We start from the raw sequence: 16,661 nt of genomic DNA on the forward strand, positions 1-16,661 counted from the left end.
GCCGCGCCGCAACAAGTTCCCCGGCCTTGGACGGCATTCGCGCCCGCCCCCGGGCGGCGCGCGCAACTCACTGATTCAGCAAGCATTCCGCGTGAACGGTGCAGCTGCTGTCGTTCAGCGCCGAGCGAAACCGCGCAGGCTGCGCACGCGGCCCGCTGCATCCATCCCGACCAAGGCAACGGCCTGTCCGTCCGGGCCGCAAGCCAAGCCACGCCCCCCGGGCAGGGCGTAACCGCTCAGCATCTGCCCCTGGGCCAGGCGCATCGCCTCGCCAGCATCGAGGTCGAGGCGCGGCAGCCCGGCGAGCCCGGCCTCGAGCGGCAACAGCAACCCATCGAGCGCGGCCTCGCCGCCATCCTTCGCGATCGCCTCGAGTTCATCGAAGGTGTACATGCGCGGGTCGCGGAACGGCTCGACCCACAGGCGGCGCAGCGCGGTCACATGCGCGCCGCAGCCGAGGCGCTCGCCCAGATCGCGCACGAGGCTGCGCACATAGGTGCCGGAGCCGCACTCGACGGCAAGGCGCAGACGCTCGCCATCGCGTGCAAGACACTCGAAGCGGAAGACCTCGACCTCGCGTGGCGCAATCTCGACGCGCTCGCCACGTCGGGCACGCCGGTACAGCGGCTCGCCGTCACGCTTGAGTGCAGAGTAGACCGGCGGCACCTGGGCGATGCGGCCGCGGAACGTGGCCAGCGCACGTTCAAGGGTAGCGTCATCGAAGGCCGGTACCGTGCGTCGTTCGAGGACGGCACCCTCGGCGTCATCGGTTTCGGTGGTGACACCGAGCAGGCACTCGGTCTCGTAGGCCTTGCGCGAACCGAGCAGCAGACCGGCGATCTTGGTCGCCTCGCCGAAGCACAGCGGCAGGAGCCCGGTGGCGAGTGGGTCGAGACTCCCCGTATGACCAGCCTTGTCGGCCCGAAACAGCCGCCGCGCGCGCTGCAGGGCGGCGTTTGAACTGATCCCGCCGGGCTTGTCGAGCAGGAGGATGCCGCCCAAAGGCCGGGAATGGGGGGTGGGGGTCGGGGAATCGGAAAAAGCCATGCTCTTTGCCGCTTTCACCATTCCCTATTTCCCGGTCTCCATTCCCCGCTCTCCGCGCAACAACGTCTCGATGCGTTCGCCACGGTCAACGGAATCGTCGTAGTGGAAGCGCAGCTCCGGCACGCGCCGCATCTTCAGCGTGCGCGAGAGCTCGCGGCGGAACTCGACGGCCAGCTCGTTGAGCGCATCCACGGCCAACTTCGACTCGTCGGACAACAGCGTCGTCACGTAGATGCGGGCCATGTCGAGATCCCTGGTGACCTCGACGTCGGACACACTCGCCGACGGCAACGCATGGTCGCGCACGGCGCGATGCACGAGCACCGCGACTTCCTTGCGCAGTTGCACGGCGATGCGATCGGAGCGGGTGAAGTCGGGCATGGGGCCGGGAATAGAGTGTCGGGAACAGGGATGGCAGAAGCGATGATTCAGAAAAGCAGGACCGAGCGTGGAATCGGCTGCTCACCGATTCCCCATTGCCGAATTCCCGCCTTCAGAGCGTCCGAGCCACCTCGATGCGCTCGAAGCACTCGATCTGGTCGCCGGGTTTGACGTCGTTGTACTGCTTGACGGCGATGCCGCATTCGGTACCGTTGCGCACCTCGTCGACGAGCTCCTTGAAGCGGCGCAGCGATTCGAGCTCGCCTTCGAAGATCACCGTGTTGTCGCGCAGCACGCGGATCGGCTTGTTGCGGCGGACCACGCCTTCGACAACCATGCAGCCGGCGACGGCACCGAACTTCGACGAACGGAACACCTCGCGCACTTCGGCAATACCGATGATCTCCTCGCGCACCTCCACTCCGAGCAAACCCGTGGCGACCTGCTTCACCTGGTCGATCACATCGTAGATGATCGAGAAGTAGCGCAGATCGACACCATTGGCCTCGATGATGCGGCGCGCGGATGCGTCGGCGCGCACGTTGAAGCCAATGATCGTGGCTTTCGACGACACCGCACGCATCGCGTCGGACTCGGTGATGCCGCCAACACCCGAGGAGATGACGTTGATCTTGACGAGATCATTGCCGAGCGCAGTCAACGACTGGCGCAGCGCCTCGACAGAGCCCTGCACGTCGGCCTTGACCACAAGGTTCAGCGACTGCTGACCTTCGCCCTGGCCCATCTGGGCCATGATGTCTTCCATGCGGTTGCCTGCGGCCTGCACGAGGCGTTGCTCGCGACGCTTGGCGTCACGCTGCTGGGCCACGTCCTTGGCCAGGCGCTCATCGGCGACGACGACGAAGTCATCGCCGGCCTCGGGCACACCCGACAGGCCAAGCACCTGCACCGGGATCGACGGACCGGCTTCGTCGACCTGTTTTCCGGTTTCGTCGAACAGCGCGCGCACGCGGCCATACTCGACGCCACAAACAAGGAAGTCGCCCTTCTTCAACGTGCCCTGCTGGACAAGCACGGTGGCGACCGGGCCGCGTCCTCGATCGAGGCTCGATTCGATGACCGCGCCGGAGGCACGACCGTCGCGCACGGCCGTCAGCTCCATGACTTCGGCCTGCAGCGAGATCGCCTCGAGCAACGCATCGATGCCCATGCCGGTCTTGGCCGACACCGGCACGAACTGCGTGTCGCCACCCCAATCCTCGGGAATGACCTCGTGCTGGCCGAGCCCTTGCTTGACGTTGTCCGGATTGGCGTCGGACTTGTCCATCTTGTTCATGGCGACGATCAGCGGCACCTTGGCTGCGCGCGCATGCTGGATCGCCTCGATGGTCTGCGGCATCACGCCGTCGTCGGCGGCGACGACAAGGATGACGATATCGGTCGACTTCGCACCACGCTGGCGCATCGAGGTGAATGCTGCATGGCCCGGCGTGTCGAGAAAGGTGATGACACCCTTCGGTGTATCCACGTGGTACGCACCGATGTGCTGGGTGATGCCGCCGGCTTCGCCAGAAGCGACGCGCGTGCGACGAATGTAGTCGAGAAGCGAGGTCTTGCCGTGGTCGACGTGCCCCATGATGGTGACGACCGGCGGACGCGGCTCGCGCACGCCGCCCGTCTCGCTGTGGGCGATGAGGTCGATCTCGGCGTCATTGTCGCTGGCACGCACGGCAGTGTGGCCCATTTCTTCGACAACGAGCACCGCAGTGTCGTGGTCGATGACCTGGTTGATCGTCGTCATGACCCCCATCTTGAACAGCGCCTTGACGACCTCGGCACCCTTCACCGCCATCTTCTGGGCGAGGTCGGCGACGCTGATCGAATCTCCGATCGAGACTTCACGCACGACTGGCGCGGTCGGACGCGAGAAGCCGTGCGTGCCGGTCGCGCCACGCGCGCTTTCACCGGGACGGGCGCGTGGCTTCTTGCGACCGGTGCGGCGCGCACTGCCTTCTTGTGAGAGATGCAGTTCGTTGCCGAAATACCGGCCCGGCGAAGGGGAGTCATCGTCGCCGCGGCCGCGATGGCCGCCGTGACGGGGCTTGTGACGGCTGCCGGCATCGCCGGAGCGGTCCTCGCGCCGGCCATGGGTGCCGCTCGGCGGCGGTGGTGGTGCCGCATCGCGCACCGGCGGGCGCTCCACCACCGGCTGCTTGCGTGACTCCGTAGCCTGCTCGGCCTCGGCGCGCGCCTGCTCGGCAGCCTGCTGGCGTGCCTCTTCGGCGGCACGCTGCTTCGCCTCTTCTTCCTGGCGGCGGCGCTCCGCCTCGGCACGCGCCTGGTCTTCCGCCTCGCGCTTCTGCTGCGATTCCTGCAGCTTGCGCAAAGCGTCCTCGCGTTCGGGATCGAGCACCTGGTCGTCGACCGCACTGCGCTTGACGTAGGTGCGCTTCTGGCGCACTTCGACGTTGACCGTCTTGGTTGCTGCACCTCGCTGACCGGGGTTGACCGTCAGCTCACTGACCGTGCGACGCTTGAGCGTGACCTGACGCGGCGCAGCGTCGTCGCTGGAGGCTTCCTGCTTGCCGTGGTTGCGGCGCAGAAAGCCGAGCAGCTTCACCTTCTCGGTGCTGCTGATCGATTGTTCCGGATCCGAGAACTTCATTCCGGCCTCGGCAAGCTGCGCGAGCAGCTTGTCGACCGGCGTGCCGAGCACGGTGGCCAGTTGCTTGATCGTTACGTCCGACATTCTTGCTGTACTCCTGACCCGCCGCGCGTTGCCCTTGCCACCATCGACCGCCCTACCCGCTCAAGCCTCCATCACGCGGCACGCGCCGCCATGATGAGCTCGCGCGCACGTTCCTCGTCGATGCCATCGATGGCCAGTTCGACCAGTTCGTCGGTGGCAAGGTCGGCGAGGTTCTCGCGCGTCACGACGCCGTTGCGGGCGAGTTCGTAGGCGAGCGCCTCTTCCATGGTGTCCACCGCCAAAAGATCGTCGGCCGGCCTGTGTTCCTCGATTTCCTCTTCGACCGCCAACGCGTCGGTGAGCAGTGCATCGCGCGCTCGTGCGCGCAGCTCCTCGACGATGTCCTCGTCGAAACCGTCGATTGCAAGCAACTCGGCTGTCGGCACGTAGGCGATCTCCTCGATCGTCGAGAAGCCTTCCTGCACCAGGATTTGCGCGATCTCCTCGTCCACCTCGAGCTTGGCGATGAACAGCTGGCGCGCGGCTTCCTGTTCGGCCTCGCTCTTCTGGCGCACCTGGTCGGCGGTCATGACGTTGAGCTGCCAGCCACTCAGCTTGCTGGCGAGACGCACGTTCTGCCCACCGCGGCCAATCGCCTGCGACAGCTTGTCCTCGGCGACGGCGATGTCCATCGAGTGCTTTTCCTCGTCGACGATGATCGACTGCACTTCGGCCGGCGCCATCGCGTTGATGACGAACTGCGCGGGATTCTCGTTCCACAGCACGATGTCGATGCGTTCGCCGTTCAGTTCGTTCGACACCGCCTGCACACGCGAGCCGCGCATGCCGATGCAGGCGCCGATCGGGTCGGTGCGGTGGTCATGCGCGAGCACGGCGATCTTGGCGCGGTCGCCAGGATCGCGTGCACAAGCCTTGATCTCGACCAGGCCCTGACCGACCTCGGGCACTTCGAGTTTGAACAGCTCGATCATGAATTCCGGGGCAGTGCGCGAGATGAACAGCTGCGGGCCGCGCGCTTCCGAACGCACCTCGTGAAGATATCCGCGCAGGCGGTCGCCGGCGCGCACGGCCTCGCGCGGGATTGCCTTGTCGCGCGGGATGAAGGCCTCGGCGTTGCCACCGAGGTCGATGTAGATGTTGCCGCGCTCGACACGCTTGACGATGCCGGTGATCAGTTCGCCGACGCGGTCGCGGTAGGCGTCGACGACCTGGGCGCGCTCGGCCTCGCGCACGCGCTGCACGATGACCTGCTTGGCCGCCTGCGCAGCGATGCGCCCGAACTCGGGATTCTCGATCTGCTCCTCGATGAAGTCGCCGACCTCGACGCCCTCCTTCTCGTCAACTGCATCCATCAGGCGGATCTGCCGATCCGGCGATTCCATGACGACATCGTCGGCGACGACCTCCCAGCGGCGGAAGGTTTCGTACTCGCCGGAATGGGTGTCGATCGACACGCGCGTGGCGACGTCCTCGTTCGGATAGCGCTTCTTGGCGGCGGACGCCAGCGCGGCCTCCATCGCCTCGAAGATCACGTCCCTCGGCACGCCCTTCTCATTGGCGACGGCATCCACGACCAGCAACAGCTCTTTGCTCATGACTCTCGGCTCCTGCGCGACCGCTCCGGCGGCCTCACCCGTGTTTCGGACCGCGCTTGCGCGGTCCGCTGTCCTCATTCCTGCGCTTCGCCGCGACCAGGCCCATGGCCTCGTAGTCGGGCACCAGGCGCGCCTTGGCGATGTTCGTATGCGCGATCGCCACCTCACGCCCATCCTGCTCGATCACGACCGTCGCATCGTCGACGGTACGCAACACGCCGTGAAAGCGCCGCCGACCTTCGATCGGCAGCGCCGTGTTCACGCGCACCTCGCTGCCAATGAAGCGCGCGAACTGCGCCGGCGTGAACAGCGGCCGGTCCAGGCCCGGCGACGACACCTCGAGCGTGTAGCGCCCTTCGATCGGGTCGTTGACGTCGAGCAGCGCGGAAATCTCGCGGCTCGTGCGCTCGCAATCCTCGATCGTCACCGGGCGCCCCGGCGCGTCGATATAGACGCGCAGCAGGCTGCTGCCCCGGTTCGGGCTGAACTCGATGCCCACGTACTCGAGACCGAGGTCGGTCACGAGCCGTGCGAGCATGTCGCCAAGCTGTTCGTTCGTCGCCATGCCGTCCGTGTCGAAGAAAACCAAAAAAAAATGGGCGCAAGGCCCATTCCGTAGTCCGCCGTTGTCTGCTTCCCAACATCGGCAACCTGCGCATCCTGCGCCCCCGGCAGAAGGGCCGCCGAGGCGGCCCTTCACCGAAGTACTGGTAGCGGGGGCAGGATTTGAACCTGCGACCTTCGGGTTATGAGCCCGACGAGCTGCCAGACTGCTCCACCCCGCATCAGAGCCGGCTATGGTAGTCGGAATGCTGCATCTGCGCAACACATTTGCAGGCGCCACCGCCCACGGACACCTGCTGCAGGGGGGAGGAGAAGGCGCGGTATGCGGATGCGCGGTTCGAGTCACGTTCGCTCGATCCGCGCCGGCGAGGCTCGCCAAGGGCTCAGGAGACGCCGAAGGCGCGGTTGCACCAGTCGAACAGCGGTCCCCACAGGAAGCCTAGCGCGACCAGGGCGAGGCCGTTCAGCGAGATCACCCAGCGCAGCGGCAGGTCGGCCGGCAGCGGCAATGTCGCCTCGTCGGCCGGCGTATCGAAGTACATGACCTTGACCACACGCAGGTAATAGTAGAGGCCGATGATCGCGAACACGATGGCGACGATGGCCAGCCACAGGAAGCCGGCGTCGATCGCCGCCTTCAGCACGAGCAGCTTGGCGAAGAAGCCGAACAGCGGCGGCACGCCGGCCAGCGAGAACATCGCGATCGCCATGATGCCGGCGTACCACGGGCTACGCTGGTTGAGGCCCTTGAAATCATCGATCTCCTCGGCCTCGAAGCCGGCGCGTGCGAGCACCGCGATCATGCCGAAGGCGACCACCGCGGTCAGCACGTAGCTGATCGCGTAGAACATCGCCGCCGCGTAGCCGTCCGGCGTCGCGCCGACGAAGCCGAGCAGCAGGAATCCGACGTGCGAGACCGTCGAGTAGGCGAGCATGCGCTTGAGATTGGTCTGCGCGATCGCAAACAGGTTGCCGACCGCAAGCGAGGCAACCGCGAGCATCGCCAGCATCAGCGACCAGTTCCCACCCAGGCCACCCAGGCCTCCTTCGAGCAGGCGGTAGGCGAGGCCAAACGCGGCGAGCTTGGGAGCCGAGCCGATGAAAATCGTCACCGCGGTCGGCGCGCCGTGGTAGACGTCTGGCAGCCACATGTGAAAAGGCGCCGCACCGAGCTTGAAGGCGATACCGACGACGACGAAGACGAGGCCGAACGCCAGCAGGTTGGCATGTTCCACCTGGCCGATCGAGGCGTGGATGCGCGCAAGGTCGAGCGTTCCGGTCGCGCCGTACAGCATCGACATGCCGTACAGCAGCAGTCCGGAAGCCAGCGCGCCGAGCACGAAGTACTTGATCGCCGCCTCGGCCGACACTGCCGAATCGCGATTCAACGCGACCAGCGCATACGACGACAGCGCCAGCAATTCGAGGCCGAGATAGGCGGTGATCAGGCTTCCGGCCGACACCAGCAGCAGCATGCCGAGCGTGGCGAACAGAATCAGTAGGTAGAACTCTCCCACCAGCAGGCGTCGCTCGCGCATGTAGTGGCGGCCATAGATGAAGGCAAGAGCACTCGTCAGCAGGATGAATTGCTTGAGTATGACGCCGATGCCGTCATGCAGGAACATGCCATTGAACACAGCGATGCCCTTGCCCGTTGGCAGCGCACCCTTCCAGACGAATACCGACGTCGCAGCCAGCGCCAGCAGCGCCAGCGTATGGGTGATGCCACGCTGTGCCGGCTTAAGGAACAGGTCGACGAGCAAGATCGCGCAGGTCGCGCCAAGCAGGACGAGTTCCGGCAGGATCGCGAGCAGGTCGTTCGGGTCGAATTCGATCATCGTCGGATACTCAGGCCTTCGCGAGCAGCAGGGCTGAAACGAGTTGCTGTACCGAAGTCTCCATGAGGTCGGTCAGCGGCTTCGGGTAGATGCCGAAGAACAGCACGGCGGCAGCGAACGAACCGAGCACGATCCATTCGCGCATGTTCACGTCGTCGAGCTTGGCTACCTTTGGGTTGGTGATTTCGCCGAAGATCACGCGCTTGACCAGCCACAGCGTGTAGGCCGCGCCAATGATCAGGGTGAAGGCGGCGACCGCCGCGACCCAGACGTTGTCCTGGAACGCCGCGAGGATGACCATGAACTCGCCAACGAAACCGCTGGTGCCGGGCAGACCACAGTTGGCCATCGCGAACAGCACGAAGAAGGCCGCGAACCACGGCATCGCGTTCACCACCCCACCGTAATCCTTGATCATGCGCGAATGCAGGCGATCGTAGAGCACGCCGATGCAGGAGAACATCGCGCCCGAAACGAAACCGTGCGAGATCATCTGCACCATCGCACCCTGCATGCCGAGGCGGGCGGCATCGGAATTTTCGTGGATGCGCACCAGGGCCAGCGCAATGAAGATGCCCAGGGTGACGAAGGCCATGTGCGCGATCGACGAATAGGCAATCAACTTCTTCATGTCGTCCTGCACGAGGGCGACGTAGCCGATGTAGACAACCGCGACCAGCGACATCGCGATGACCACCCAGGCGTACTCCTGCGAGGCATCCGGCGTGATCGGCAGCGAGAAGCGGATGAATCCGTAGCCGCCGACTTTCAGCATGATCGCTGCCAGCACGACCGAGCCGCCGGTCGGCGCCTCGACGTGTGCATCCGGCAACCAGGTGTGTACCGGCCACATCGGCACCTTGATCGCGAAGGCAATCAGGAAGGCGAAGAACAGCCAGAACTGTTCACGAGAGCCGAGCGTGGCCTGGGCGAACGCGGCCAGCGAGAACTCCCCGGTCTTCATGTGCAGGTAAATCAGCGCGATCAGCATGAAGATCGAGCCGAGGAAGGTGTAGATGAAGAACTTCAGCGTCGCGTAGACGCGGCGCGGCCCGCCCCAGATGCCAATCAGGATGAACATCGGGATCAGCATCGCCTCGAAGAACACGTAGAACAACAGCGCGTCGGTTGCCGCGAACACGCCCACCAGCATGCCTTCGAGAGCGAGCATCATCGCCATGTACTGCGACACGCGCGTGTCGACCGAACCCCAGGCACCGATGACCACGAGCACGCTGGTGAACGTGGTCAGCACGATCAGGGCGACGGAGATGCCGTCGACGCCGAGCGCGTAGAACACGTTGAGCGCCTGGATCCAGGAATGTGATTCGACGAACTGCATGCCGCCGCGCGCGGCGTCGTAGTGCAGCCACAGCGGAATGCTGATCGCGAAGGTCGCCAGGGCGACGGCGACGGTCAGCCAGCGCGCGGCATCGGCACGGCGGCCGCAGGCGAGCACGGCGACGGCGCCGGCGATGGGCAGCCAGATGAGGACGCTGAGAATGGGCCAGTCAGGCATGGTGGTCGTCGTTCCCCGTCGATCAGGCTGCAACGCGAGTGATCCACCACAGTCCCGCCAGCAGCAGGATGAGGCCGAGAATCATCGCGAACGCGTAGTGGTAGAGGTAACCGGATTGCAGGCGGCGCACGCTCGCGGAGACGCGCGCGACCAGGCCAGCCGAACCGTTGACGACCGCGCCGTCGATCACGCCGGCGTCGCCGGCACGCCAGAGACCGCGGCCGAGGGCGATGCCACCGCGTGCGAATACGGCCTGGTAGAGGTCGTCGATGTGGTACTTGTTCATCAGCAGCGAGTGCAGCGGTTTAAGCGCACGCTCGGCCGCGTCGGCGATGCCGGGCTTGAACAGCCAGATCCAGGTCGCCGTGGCGAAACCGGCCAGGGCAATCCAGAACGGCGGCTGCATGATGCCGTGCAGGACAAAGCCGAGCGGGCCATGCCAGTGCTTGCCGAGTTCACCGACGACATCGTTCGCGTCGCGCACGAGGATCGCGTTGCCGAAGTACTCGCCGAACAGCATCGGTCCGATCGTGAACCAGCCGATCGCGATCGATGGGATCGCGAGCAGGATCAGCGGCAGGGTAACCACCCAAGGTGACTCGTGGGGCGCGTGCGCGAGATGCCCTGGCGCATGGTGCCCATGGTGGTCTTCGTGGCCGTGACCGTGATGCTTGTCGACGACGAAACGCTCCTTGCCGTGGAAGGTCATGTAGAGCAGACGGAAGCTGTACAGCGCAGTCACGAACACACCCACCATGACGCAGAAGTACGCATAGCCGGCGCCGACGCGCTGCGATTCGTGCACGGCCTCGATGATCGCGTCCTTGGAGAAGAAACCGGAAAAGAACGGCGTACCGGCCAACGCCAGCGAACCGATCCACATCGTGATCCAGGTGACCGGCATGTACTTGCGCAGCCCACCCATATGGCGCATGTCCTGCTCGTGGTGCATGGCAATGATGACCGAGCCGGCGCCGAGGAACAGCAGCGCCTTGAAGAAGGCGTGCGTCATCAGATGGAACACGGCCGCCGAGTAGGCCGACACGCCGAGCGCGACGGTCATGTAGCCGAGCTGAGACAGGGTCGAATACGCAACCACGCGCTTGATGTCGTTCTGCACGATGCCGATCAGACCGGTGAACAGTGCCGTGGTCGCGCCGATCACGAGCACGAAGCTCAGTGCTGTGTCGCTCAGTTCAAACAGCGGCGACATGCGCGCGACCATGAAGATGCCGGCCGTGACCATCGTCGCCGCGTGGATCAGCGCCGAGATCGGCGTCGGGCCTTCCATCGAGTCCGGCAGCCAGACGTGCAGCGGCACCTGCGCGGACTTACCCATCGCGCCAACGAACAGGCAGATGCAGACGATCGTGGCCACGTGCCACGGATGGCCGGCCAGCAGCTCGACCGTGCGCGCCCCCATGTCGGCAGTCGGATCCTGGGCGACGGCGAACACGCTGGCGTAATCGAGCGACCCGAACCACAACAGCACGCCAGCGATGCCGAGCAGGAAGCCGAAGTCGCCGACGCGGTTGACCAGGAAAGCCTTCATGTTGGCGAAGATCGCCGTCGGCCGCCTGTACCAGAAGCCGATCAGCAGGTACGAAACAAGACCGACTGCCTCCCAGCCGAAGAACAGCTGCAGGAAGTTGTTGCTCATCACCAGCATGAGCATCGAGAACGTGAACAGCGCGATGTAGCTGAAGAAGCGCTGGTAGCCATCATCCTCGGCCATGTATCCGATCGTGTAGACGTGGACCATCAGCGACACGAAGGTGACGACGACCATCATCATCGCGGTCAGGCGGTCGACGAGGAAGCCAACGTGGGCCGAGTACTTGCCGACAGCGAACCAGGTGTAGATGTTCTCGTTGTAGGTCGGCGCGCCGCCCCAGACGAGGCTGTAGAGTACGTGGATCGACAGGACGCAGCTCAGGGCGACGCCGGCGATGGTGACCGTATGCGCGCCGACCCGGCCGATCTGGCGGCCGAACAGGCCGGCCAGCACGGCACCGGCCAGCGGGGCGAGGATGATCATCAGTAGTATGGTCTTGCTGATCACAAACTACCCTTCATTCAAGTAACCGTCCATGGTGCGTGGTTCCGGTCTCGACATCCGTGTCGAACCGTTTGTCGGCTCGCGATGCCCGATGGCATCGCTCGAAAGCCCGACTCACCCCTTGAGCCTGTCGATGTCGGTCACGTCGATCGTCGCGCGGTTGCGGAACAGCACGACGAGGATCGCGAGGCCGATCGCCGCTTCGGCGGCGGCGACGGTCAGGATGAAGAACACGAACACCTGGCCGGCCGGATCGCCGAGGTGGCGCGAGAAGGCGACGAAGTTCGTGTTGACCGCCAGCAACATGAGCTCCAGGCACATGAGCAGGACGATCACGTTCTTGCGGTTGATGAAGATGCCGGCCACGGCGATACAGAACAGCACCGCGCCGATTGCGAGAAGATGGGCGAGCGTCATCATGGGGCGGTGCCTCCCTTCGTTTCCGCGTCCATCTTGACCATGCGCAGGCGGTCCGCGGGATCGACCATGACCTGGCGGCCCGGGTTCTGGCTGCGCACTCCTGCGCGACGACGCAGGGTCAGCGGCACGGCGGCGATCAGGCCGACAGTCAGGATCAGTGCGGCGATCTCGAACGGCAGCAGGAAGTCGCGGAACAGCGCATTGGCCAGCCAGGCGATGTTCGATTCACCAGCCGGGTTCGGCGCGGGCGGCACGGCAAGGGCCTTGAGGCCAATCAGAGCGAGCATCTCTACCAGCATGACCGCGGCGATGACGATGCCGCCCGGCAGGAACTTCACGAAACCTTCGCGCAGGGGTGCGATGTCGACGTCGAGCATCATCACCACGAACAGGAACAGCACCATGACCGCGCCTACATAGACGAGGACAAGGGCAATGGCGAGGAACTCGGCCTCGGCCAGCAACCACACGCAGGCCATCGAGAAAAAGGTCAGCACGAGGCAGAGCGCCGCGACGACTGGATTCTTCACGCTGATCACGCCGAGCGCGGCCATGGCGGCCACGATGGCGAAGAAGTAGAAGCAGACGAGCTGGAACGTCACCGTGTATCTCCCCGTTGCTCAGCGGAATGCCGCATCCTGCGCGCGCGCAGCGGCGATCTCGCGCTCGTAGCGATCGCCAATGGCGAGCAGCTGTGGCTTGGTCACGACGTTCTCGCCACGCAGCTCGAAATGGTATTCATGGATGCCTGTCTCGACGATCGAGTCGACGGGACAGCTCTCCTCGCAAAACCCGCAGAAGATGCACTTGAACAGGTCGATTTCGTAGCGCGTCGTGCGGCGTGTGCCATCTTCGCGTGGTGCCGAGTCGATCGTGATCGCCAGTGCCGGGCACACCGCCTCACACAGCTTGCAGGCGATGCAGCGCTCCTCGCCGTTCGGATAGCGCCGCAGCGCGTGCAGGCCGCGGAAGCGATTCGACTTCGGGATGCGCTCTTCGGGGTAGCGCATCGTGTACTTCGGCTTGAACATGTAGCGCAGGGTCAGCCACATGCCGGCAAGAAGCTCGAGCAGCAGCAGACTCTTGAAGTAGTGGACAACTCTGTTCATGGCTCGGATCCGGGTCCTGGCTCGCTCATGCACCGATGGTTACGATGCCGAAGTGCTTCATCAGCGCCGCGACAACGACCCAGGCCAAAGTGATCGGAATGAACACCTTCCAACCCAGGCGCATGATCTGGTCGTAGCGGTAGCGCGGGAACGTGGCGCGAAACCACAGGTAGATGAACGCGAACAGGAAGGCCTTGATGAAGGTCCACTGCCAGCCGCCCTTCCAGAGCCAGTCGATCCACGGTACGTCGGCGCTGACCCAGCCCTGGATCGGGCTCAGCCAGCCGCCCATGAACAGCACCGAGGCGAGGAACGCGATCAGGATCATGTTCGCGTATTCGGCCAGGAAGAAGATCGCGAAGGCCGAGCCGGAGTACTCGACGTGGAAACCGGCGACGATCTCGGATTCGCCCTCGGCGACGTCGAACGGGGCGCGGTTGGTCTCCGCAACGCCCGACACGAAATAGATGACGAACATCGGCAGCAACGGCAGCCAGTACCAGTCGAACAGACCCTTGCTGCCGCGCTGGCCCTCGACGATGACCGAGAGGTCGAGGCTGCCGCTGAGGATGACCACGCTGACCAGCGCAAAGCCCATGGCAATCTCGTAGGAGACTGTCTGCGCCGCTGCGCGCATCGCGCCGAGCATCGCGTAGCGCGAGTTCGAGGCCCAGCCGGCGATGATGATGCCGTACACGCCAGCCGAGGTCATGGCCAGCAGGAACAACAGGCCGACGTTGATCTTCGACAGCGCCACTCCGGCATCGAACGGGATCACCGCCCACGCCGCGAATGCCGGCACGAGGGCGACCAGCGGGGCGAGGAAGAACAGGAAGCGGTTTGACGCCTGTGGATGCAGGACTTCCTTGAACAGCAGCTTGAACACGTCGGCAAAGGCCTGCAGCAGGCCGAGCGGGCCGATCTGGTTCGGCCCCATGCGCACGTGCATCCAGCCGATGACCTTGCGTTCCCAGTAGACGAACATGGCCACGGCGATGATCAGCGGCACCGCGATCGCAAGGATCTTCAGCACCACCCAGACAACCAGGCCGGTGTTGCCGTAGGCGAGCAAGGTGTCGCGCAACATATCGAGCATGCTCAGGCCCTCGCGATCGTCAGGCCCGCGCCGTTCGGCGGCAGCAGGGCGGTTTGCGGATATCCCGATTCGACCCAGGCAGCGCCACGCGGCACGGCATGGCTGAGCTCGACCGGCAGCACTACGCCGTTGACACGCGCAGTGGTACCGGCACCGAGGCCGAGGCCGAGCGCGTCCTCGGGATGCAGGGTGACGCAGGCGCGGCGCGTGAGCGGATGCGTATTGAGCGCCGTGGCGCGGCGCACGACCGCATCGACGCGGTAGATCGCCGTGGTCGCGATGCGCACAAGGCCCTGCACCGGCGTCGTCGCGCGCGCGGCCGGCGCGGCGGGCGCGGGCGAAACGATGTCGGCGAGGCCGGCACGCACTTCGTCGAGGGTGGTGAACTCGAAGCCCTCAAGTGCCAGCGCGGCACCAAGCGCGCGCAGCACCTTCCAGCCTGGGCGCGCATCGCCGGGCGGCTTCGCGCCTGCGGCGACGCGCTGGACGACGCCATCGACGTTGGTGAGGCTGGCATCGATCTCAGGGAGAAGGCCGATCGGCAGGATCACATCGGCGACATCCTTGAGCGACGCACTCGCGTACGCGGAGAAGGCGACGACCTGGCCAGCGGCGGCAAAGGCCTTCCAGGCCGCCGCGCCATCGGCGAAATCCAGCGGCGACTCGATGCCGTACAGCAGGTAGCCCTGGCGCGGCGTGGCGACCTGGGCGCGCGCATCGAGACCATTGCCCTGCGGCAGCACGCCGGCACGGCCGAGGCCGAGCGCATTGGCGCCGAGCGGAATCTCGTTGCAGGCGCTGCCCGTGGCCTTGGCAACGAAACGCGCCGCGGCACGCAGCCAGGCCGCTTCGGCATGCGTCGTCACCGATTCGCCGAGGACGATGACGGCCGAAGCGGCATCGGCAAGCGTCCTGACCAATTCCTGCGCGGCGGCATCGGCGGACAGTCCGGCGATCGCCTGGGCCAGCGCCGAGGATTCCGGCAGGTGACCGGCATCGTTGGCGGCCTTGGCCAGGCCCAGCAGCACATCGACGAGGGCGGCCGGTGCGAGCACGCGCTCGCTGGCCAGCGTGAAGATCGGATCGAGCGCGAGCGTGTTGAGCGCATGGATGTGCGCGCCCCGCTTCGACGCCTTGCGCAGGCGTGCGCCGAGCAGCGGCAGTTCGCTGCGCGGATCGCAACCGACGAGGACGATGACGTCGGCCTTCTCGATTTCGGCGAACGGCAGCTCGAACGCGGTCGCCGCGGCGCGATCGGAAAGATCAAGCGATCGCAGGCGGTGGTCGAGATGCTGGCTGCCGAGACCGTGGGCGAGGCGGCGCAGCAGCGCGCCTTCCTCGGTCGAGGTCGCGCCGTGCACGAGCACGCCGAGATCGCCCGTCGGCACTGCGCGCAGCGCATCGCTGGCAGCGCGCAGCGCTTCATCCCACTCGACCTCGCACCACGCGCCGTTGCGCTTGACCAGCGGCTTGCGCGCACGATCGTCCGAATCCAGCCCCTGATGACTGTAGCGGTCGCGGTCGGACAACCAGCACTCGTTGATCGCTTCGTTGTCGCGCGGCACCGTGCGCAACACCTCGCCGCGACGTGTGTGCAGCCACAGGTTCGAGCCGAGCGCATCGTGGTAGCCGATCGACTCACGGGCGATGAGTTCCCACGGCCGCGCACGGAAACGGAACACCTTGTTGGTCAGCGCACCGACCGGGCAGACGTCGATGACGTTGCCGGACAGTTCGCTCATCAGCGGCTTGCCGACCCAAGTGCCGATCTGCAGCCGCTCGCCACGCTCCATGCCGCCGAGTTCATAGGTGCCGGCCACTTCGGCCATGACGCGCACGCAGCGCGTGCATTGGATGCAGCGCGTCATCTCGGTCTCGACCAGCGGGCCGAGGTCCTCGTCCGGGATCGTGCGCTTGCGTTCGGCGAAGCGGCTGACCGAACGGCCGTAGCCAACCGAAAGATCCTGCAGCTCGCATTCGCCGCCCTGGTCGCAGATCGGGCAATCGAGCGGATGGTTGATCAGCAGGAACTCCATCACGTTGCGCTGCGCCGACAGCGCGCGCTGCGACTGGGTGAAGATCTTCATGCCGTCGGCGACCGGGGTCGCGCAGGCCGGCTGCGGCTTCGGCATGGGCCGGCCGCCCATCTCGACCTCGACCATGCACATGCGGCAGTTCGCGGCGATCGGCAGCTTCTCGTGGTAGCAGAAGCGCGGAATCGCGATACCGAGGCGGTCCGCGGCCTGGATGATCATCGAGCCCTTCGGCGCGAAGGTCGGCGTGCCATTGATCTCGATGGCGACGTGATCCGGTGGCGTGTTCGGGTTGACGGGCTGGGCGCTCATGCCTTGGCTCCTTGCGG

Annotated in this window: 13 protein-coding genes and 1 tRNA gene; all 14 read right to left on the reverse strand. The window is 65.4% G+C overall.

Annotation, left to right across the window (positions count from 1 at the left end; all coding sequences use genetic code 11):
- Positions 1-114 precede the first annotated feature (114 nt).
- The 14 genes from truB to nuoG all read right to left on the reverse strand — a co-directional run bounded on the left by truB (position 115) and on the right by nuoG (position 16,644).
- Complete coding sequence (gene truB / locus KF907_RS00150) at positions 115-1,047, reverse strand: tRNA pseudouridine(55) synthase TruB (protein ID WP_291216833.1); 933 nt, start codon at positions 1,045-1,047, stop codon at positions 115-117.
- 24 nt (positions 1,048-1,071) lie between these two features.
- Positions 1,072-1,428, reverse strand: coding sequence for a 30S ribosome-binding factor RbfA (rbfA, locus tag KF907_RS00155; RefSeq protein ID WP_291216835.1), 357 nt, complete (start codon positions 1,426-1,428; stop codon positions 1,072-1,074).
- A 112-nt stretch (positions 1,429-1,540) separates the two neighbouring features.
- The gene (gene infB / locus KF907_RS00160; protein ID WP_291216837.1) at positions 1,541-4,138 is read right to left on the reverse strand and encodes a translation initiation factor IF-2; all 2,598 of its coding nucleotides are present in this window, start codon (positions 4,136-4,138) and stop codon (positions 1,541-1,543) included.
- A 71-nt stretch (positions 4,139-4,209) separates the two neighbouring features.
- The gene (gene nusA / locus KF907_RS00165; protein ID WP_291216840.1) at positions 4,210-5,694 is read right to left on the reverse strand and encodes a transcription termination factor NusA; all 1,485 of its coding nucleotides are present in this window, start codon (positions 5,692-5,694) and stop codon (positions 4,210-4,212) included.
- Positions 5,695-5,728: 34 nt separating this feature from the next.
- A complete protein-coding gene (rimP, locus tag KF907_RS00170; protein WP_291216843.1) occupies positions 5,729-6,259 on the reverse strand; it encodes a ribosome maturation factor RimP in 531 nt (176 codons plus the stop codon).
- Between the two features lie 143 nt (positions 6,260-6,402).
- A tRNA-Met gene (locus KF907_RS00175) sits at positions 6,403-6,479 on the reverse strand.
- Between the two features lie 162 nt (positions 6,480-6,641).
- The gene (gene nuoN / locus KF907_RS00180) at positions 6,642-8,096 is read right to left on the reverse strand and encodes an NADH-quinone oxidoreductase subunit NuoN (protein WP_291216845.1); all 1,455 of its coding nucleotides are present in this window, start codon (positions 8,094-8,096) and stop codon (positions 6,642-6,644) included.
- Positions 8,097-8,106: 10 nt separating this feature from the next.
- Positions 8,107-9,615, reverse strand: coding sequence for an NADH-quinone oxidoreductase subunit M (locus tag KF907_RS00185; protein WP_291216848.1), 1,509 nt, complete (start codon positions 9,613-9,615; stop codon positions 8,107-8,109).
- Positions 9,616-9,637: 22 nt separating this feature from the next.
- Positions 9,638-11,653, reverse strand: coding sequence for an NADH-quinone oxidoreductase subunit L (gene nuoL / locus KF907_RS00190; RefSeq protein ID WP_291216850.1), 2,016 nt, complete (start codon positions 11,651-11,653; stop codon positions 9,638-9,640).
- Between the two features lie 135 nt (positions 11,654-11,788).
- Positions 11,789-12,094 carry an NADH-quinone oxidoreductase subunit NuoK gene (nuoK, locus tag KF907_RS00195; RefSeq protein WP_291216853.1) on the reverse strand — a complete coding sequence of 102 codons (306 nt, stop codon included), beginning with the start codon at positions 12,092-12,094 and terminating at the stop codon, positions 11,789-11,791.
- A complete protein-coding gene (locus KF907_RS00200) occupies positions 12,091-12,696 on the reverse strand; it encodes an NADH-quinone oxidoreductase subunit J (protein WP_291216855.1) in 606 nt (201 codons plus the stop codon). Before KF907_RS00200 ends, nuoK begins: the two co-directional genes overlap by 4 nt.
- A gap of 18 nt (positions 12,697-12,714) precedes the next feature.
- Positions 12,715-13,203: an NADH-quinone oxidoreductase subunit NuoI gene (nuoI, locus tag KF907_RS00205; protein ID WP_291216858.1), complete on the reverse strand. Its 489-nt coding sequence runs from the start codon at positions 13,201-13,203 to the stop codon at positions 12,715-12,717.
- Between the two features lie 25 nt (positions 13,204-13,228).
- Complete coding sequence (nuoH, locus tag KF907_RS00210; protein WP_291220186.1) at positions 13,229-14,290, reverse strand: NADH-quinone oxidoreductase subunit NuoH; 1,062 nt, start codon at positions 14,288-14,290, stop codon at positions 13,229-13,231.
- Positions 14,291-14,301: 11 nt separating this feature from the next.
- A complete protein-coding gene (gene nuoG / locus KF907_RS00215; RefSeq protein ID WP_291216861.1) occupies positions 14,302-16,644 on the reverse strand; it encodes an NADH-quinone oxidoreductase subunit NuoG in 2,343 nt (780 codons plus the stop codon).
- Positions 16,645-16,661 lie beyond the last annotated feature (17 nt).

It is taken from the genome of Dokdonella sp., from assembly GCF_019634775.1.
Classification (GTDB): Bacteria; Pseudomonadota; Gammaproteobacteria; order Xanthomonadales; family Rhodanobacteraceae; genus Dokdonella.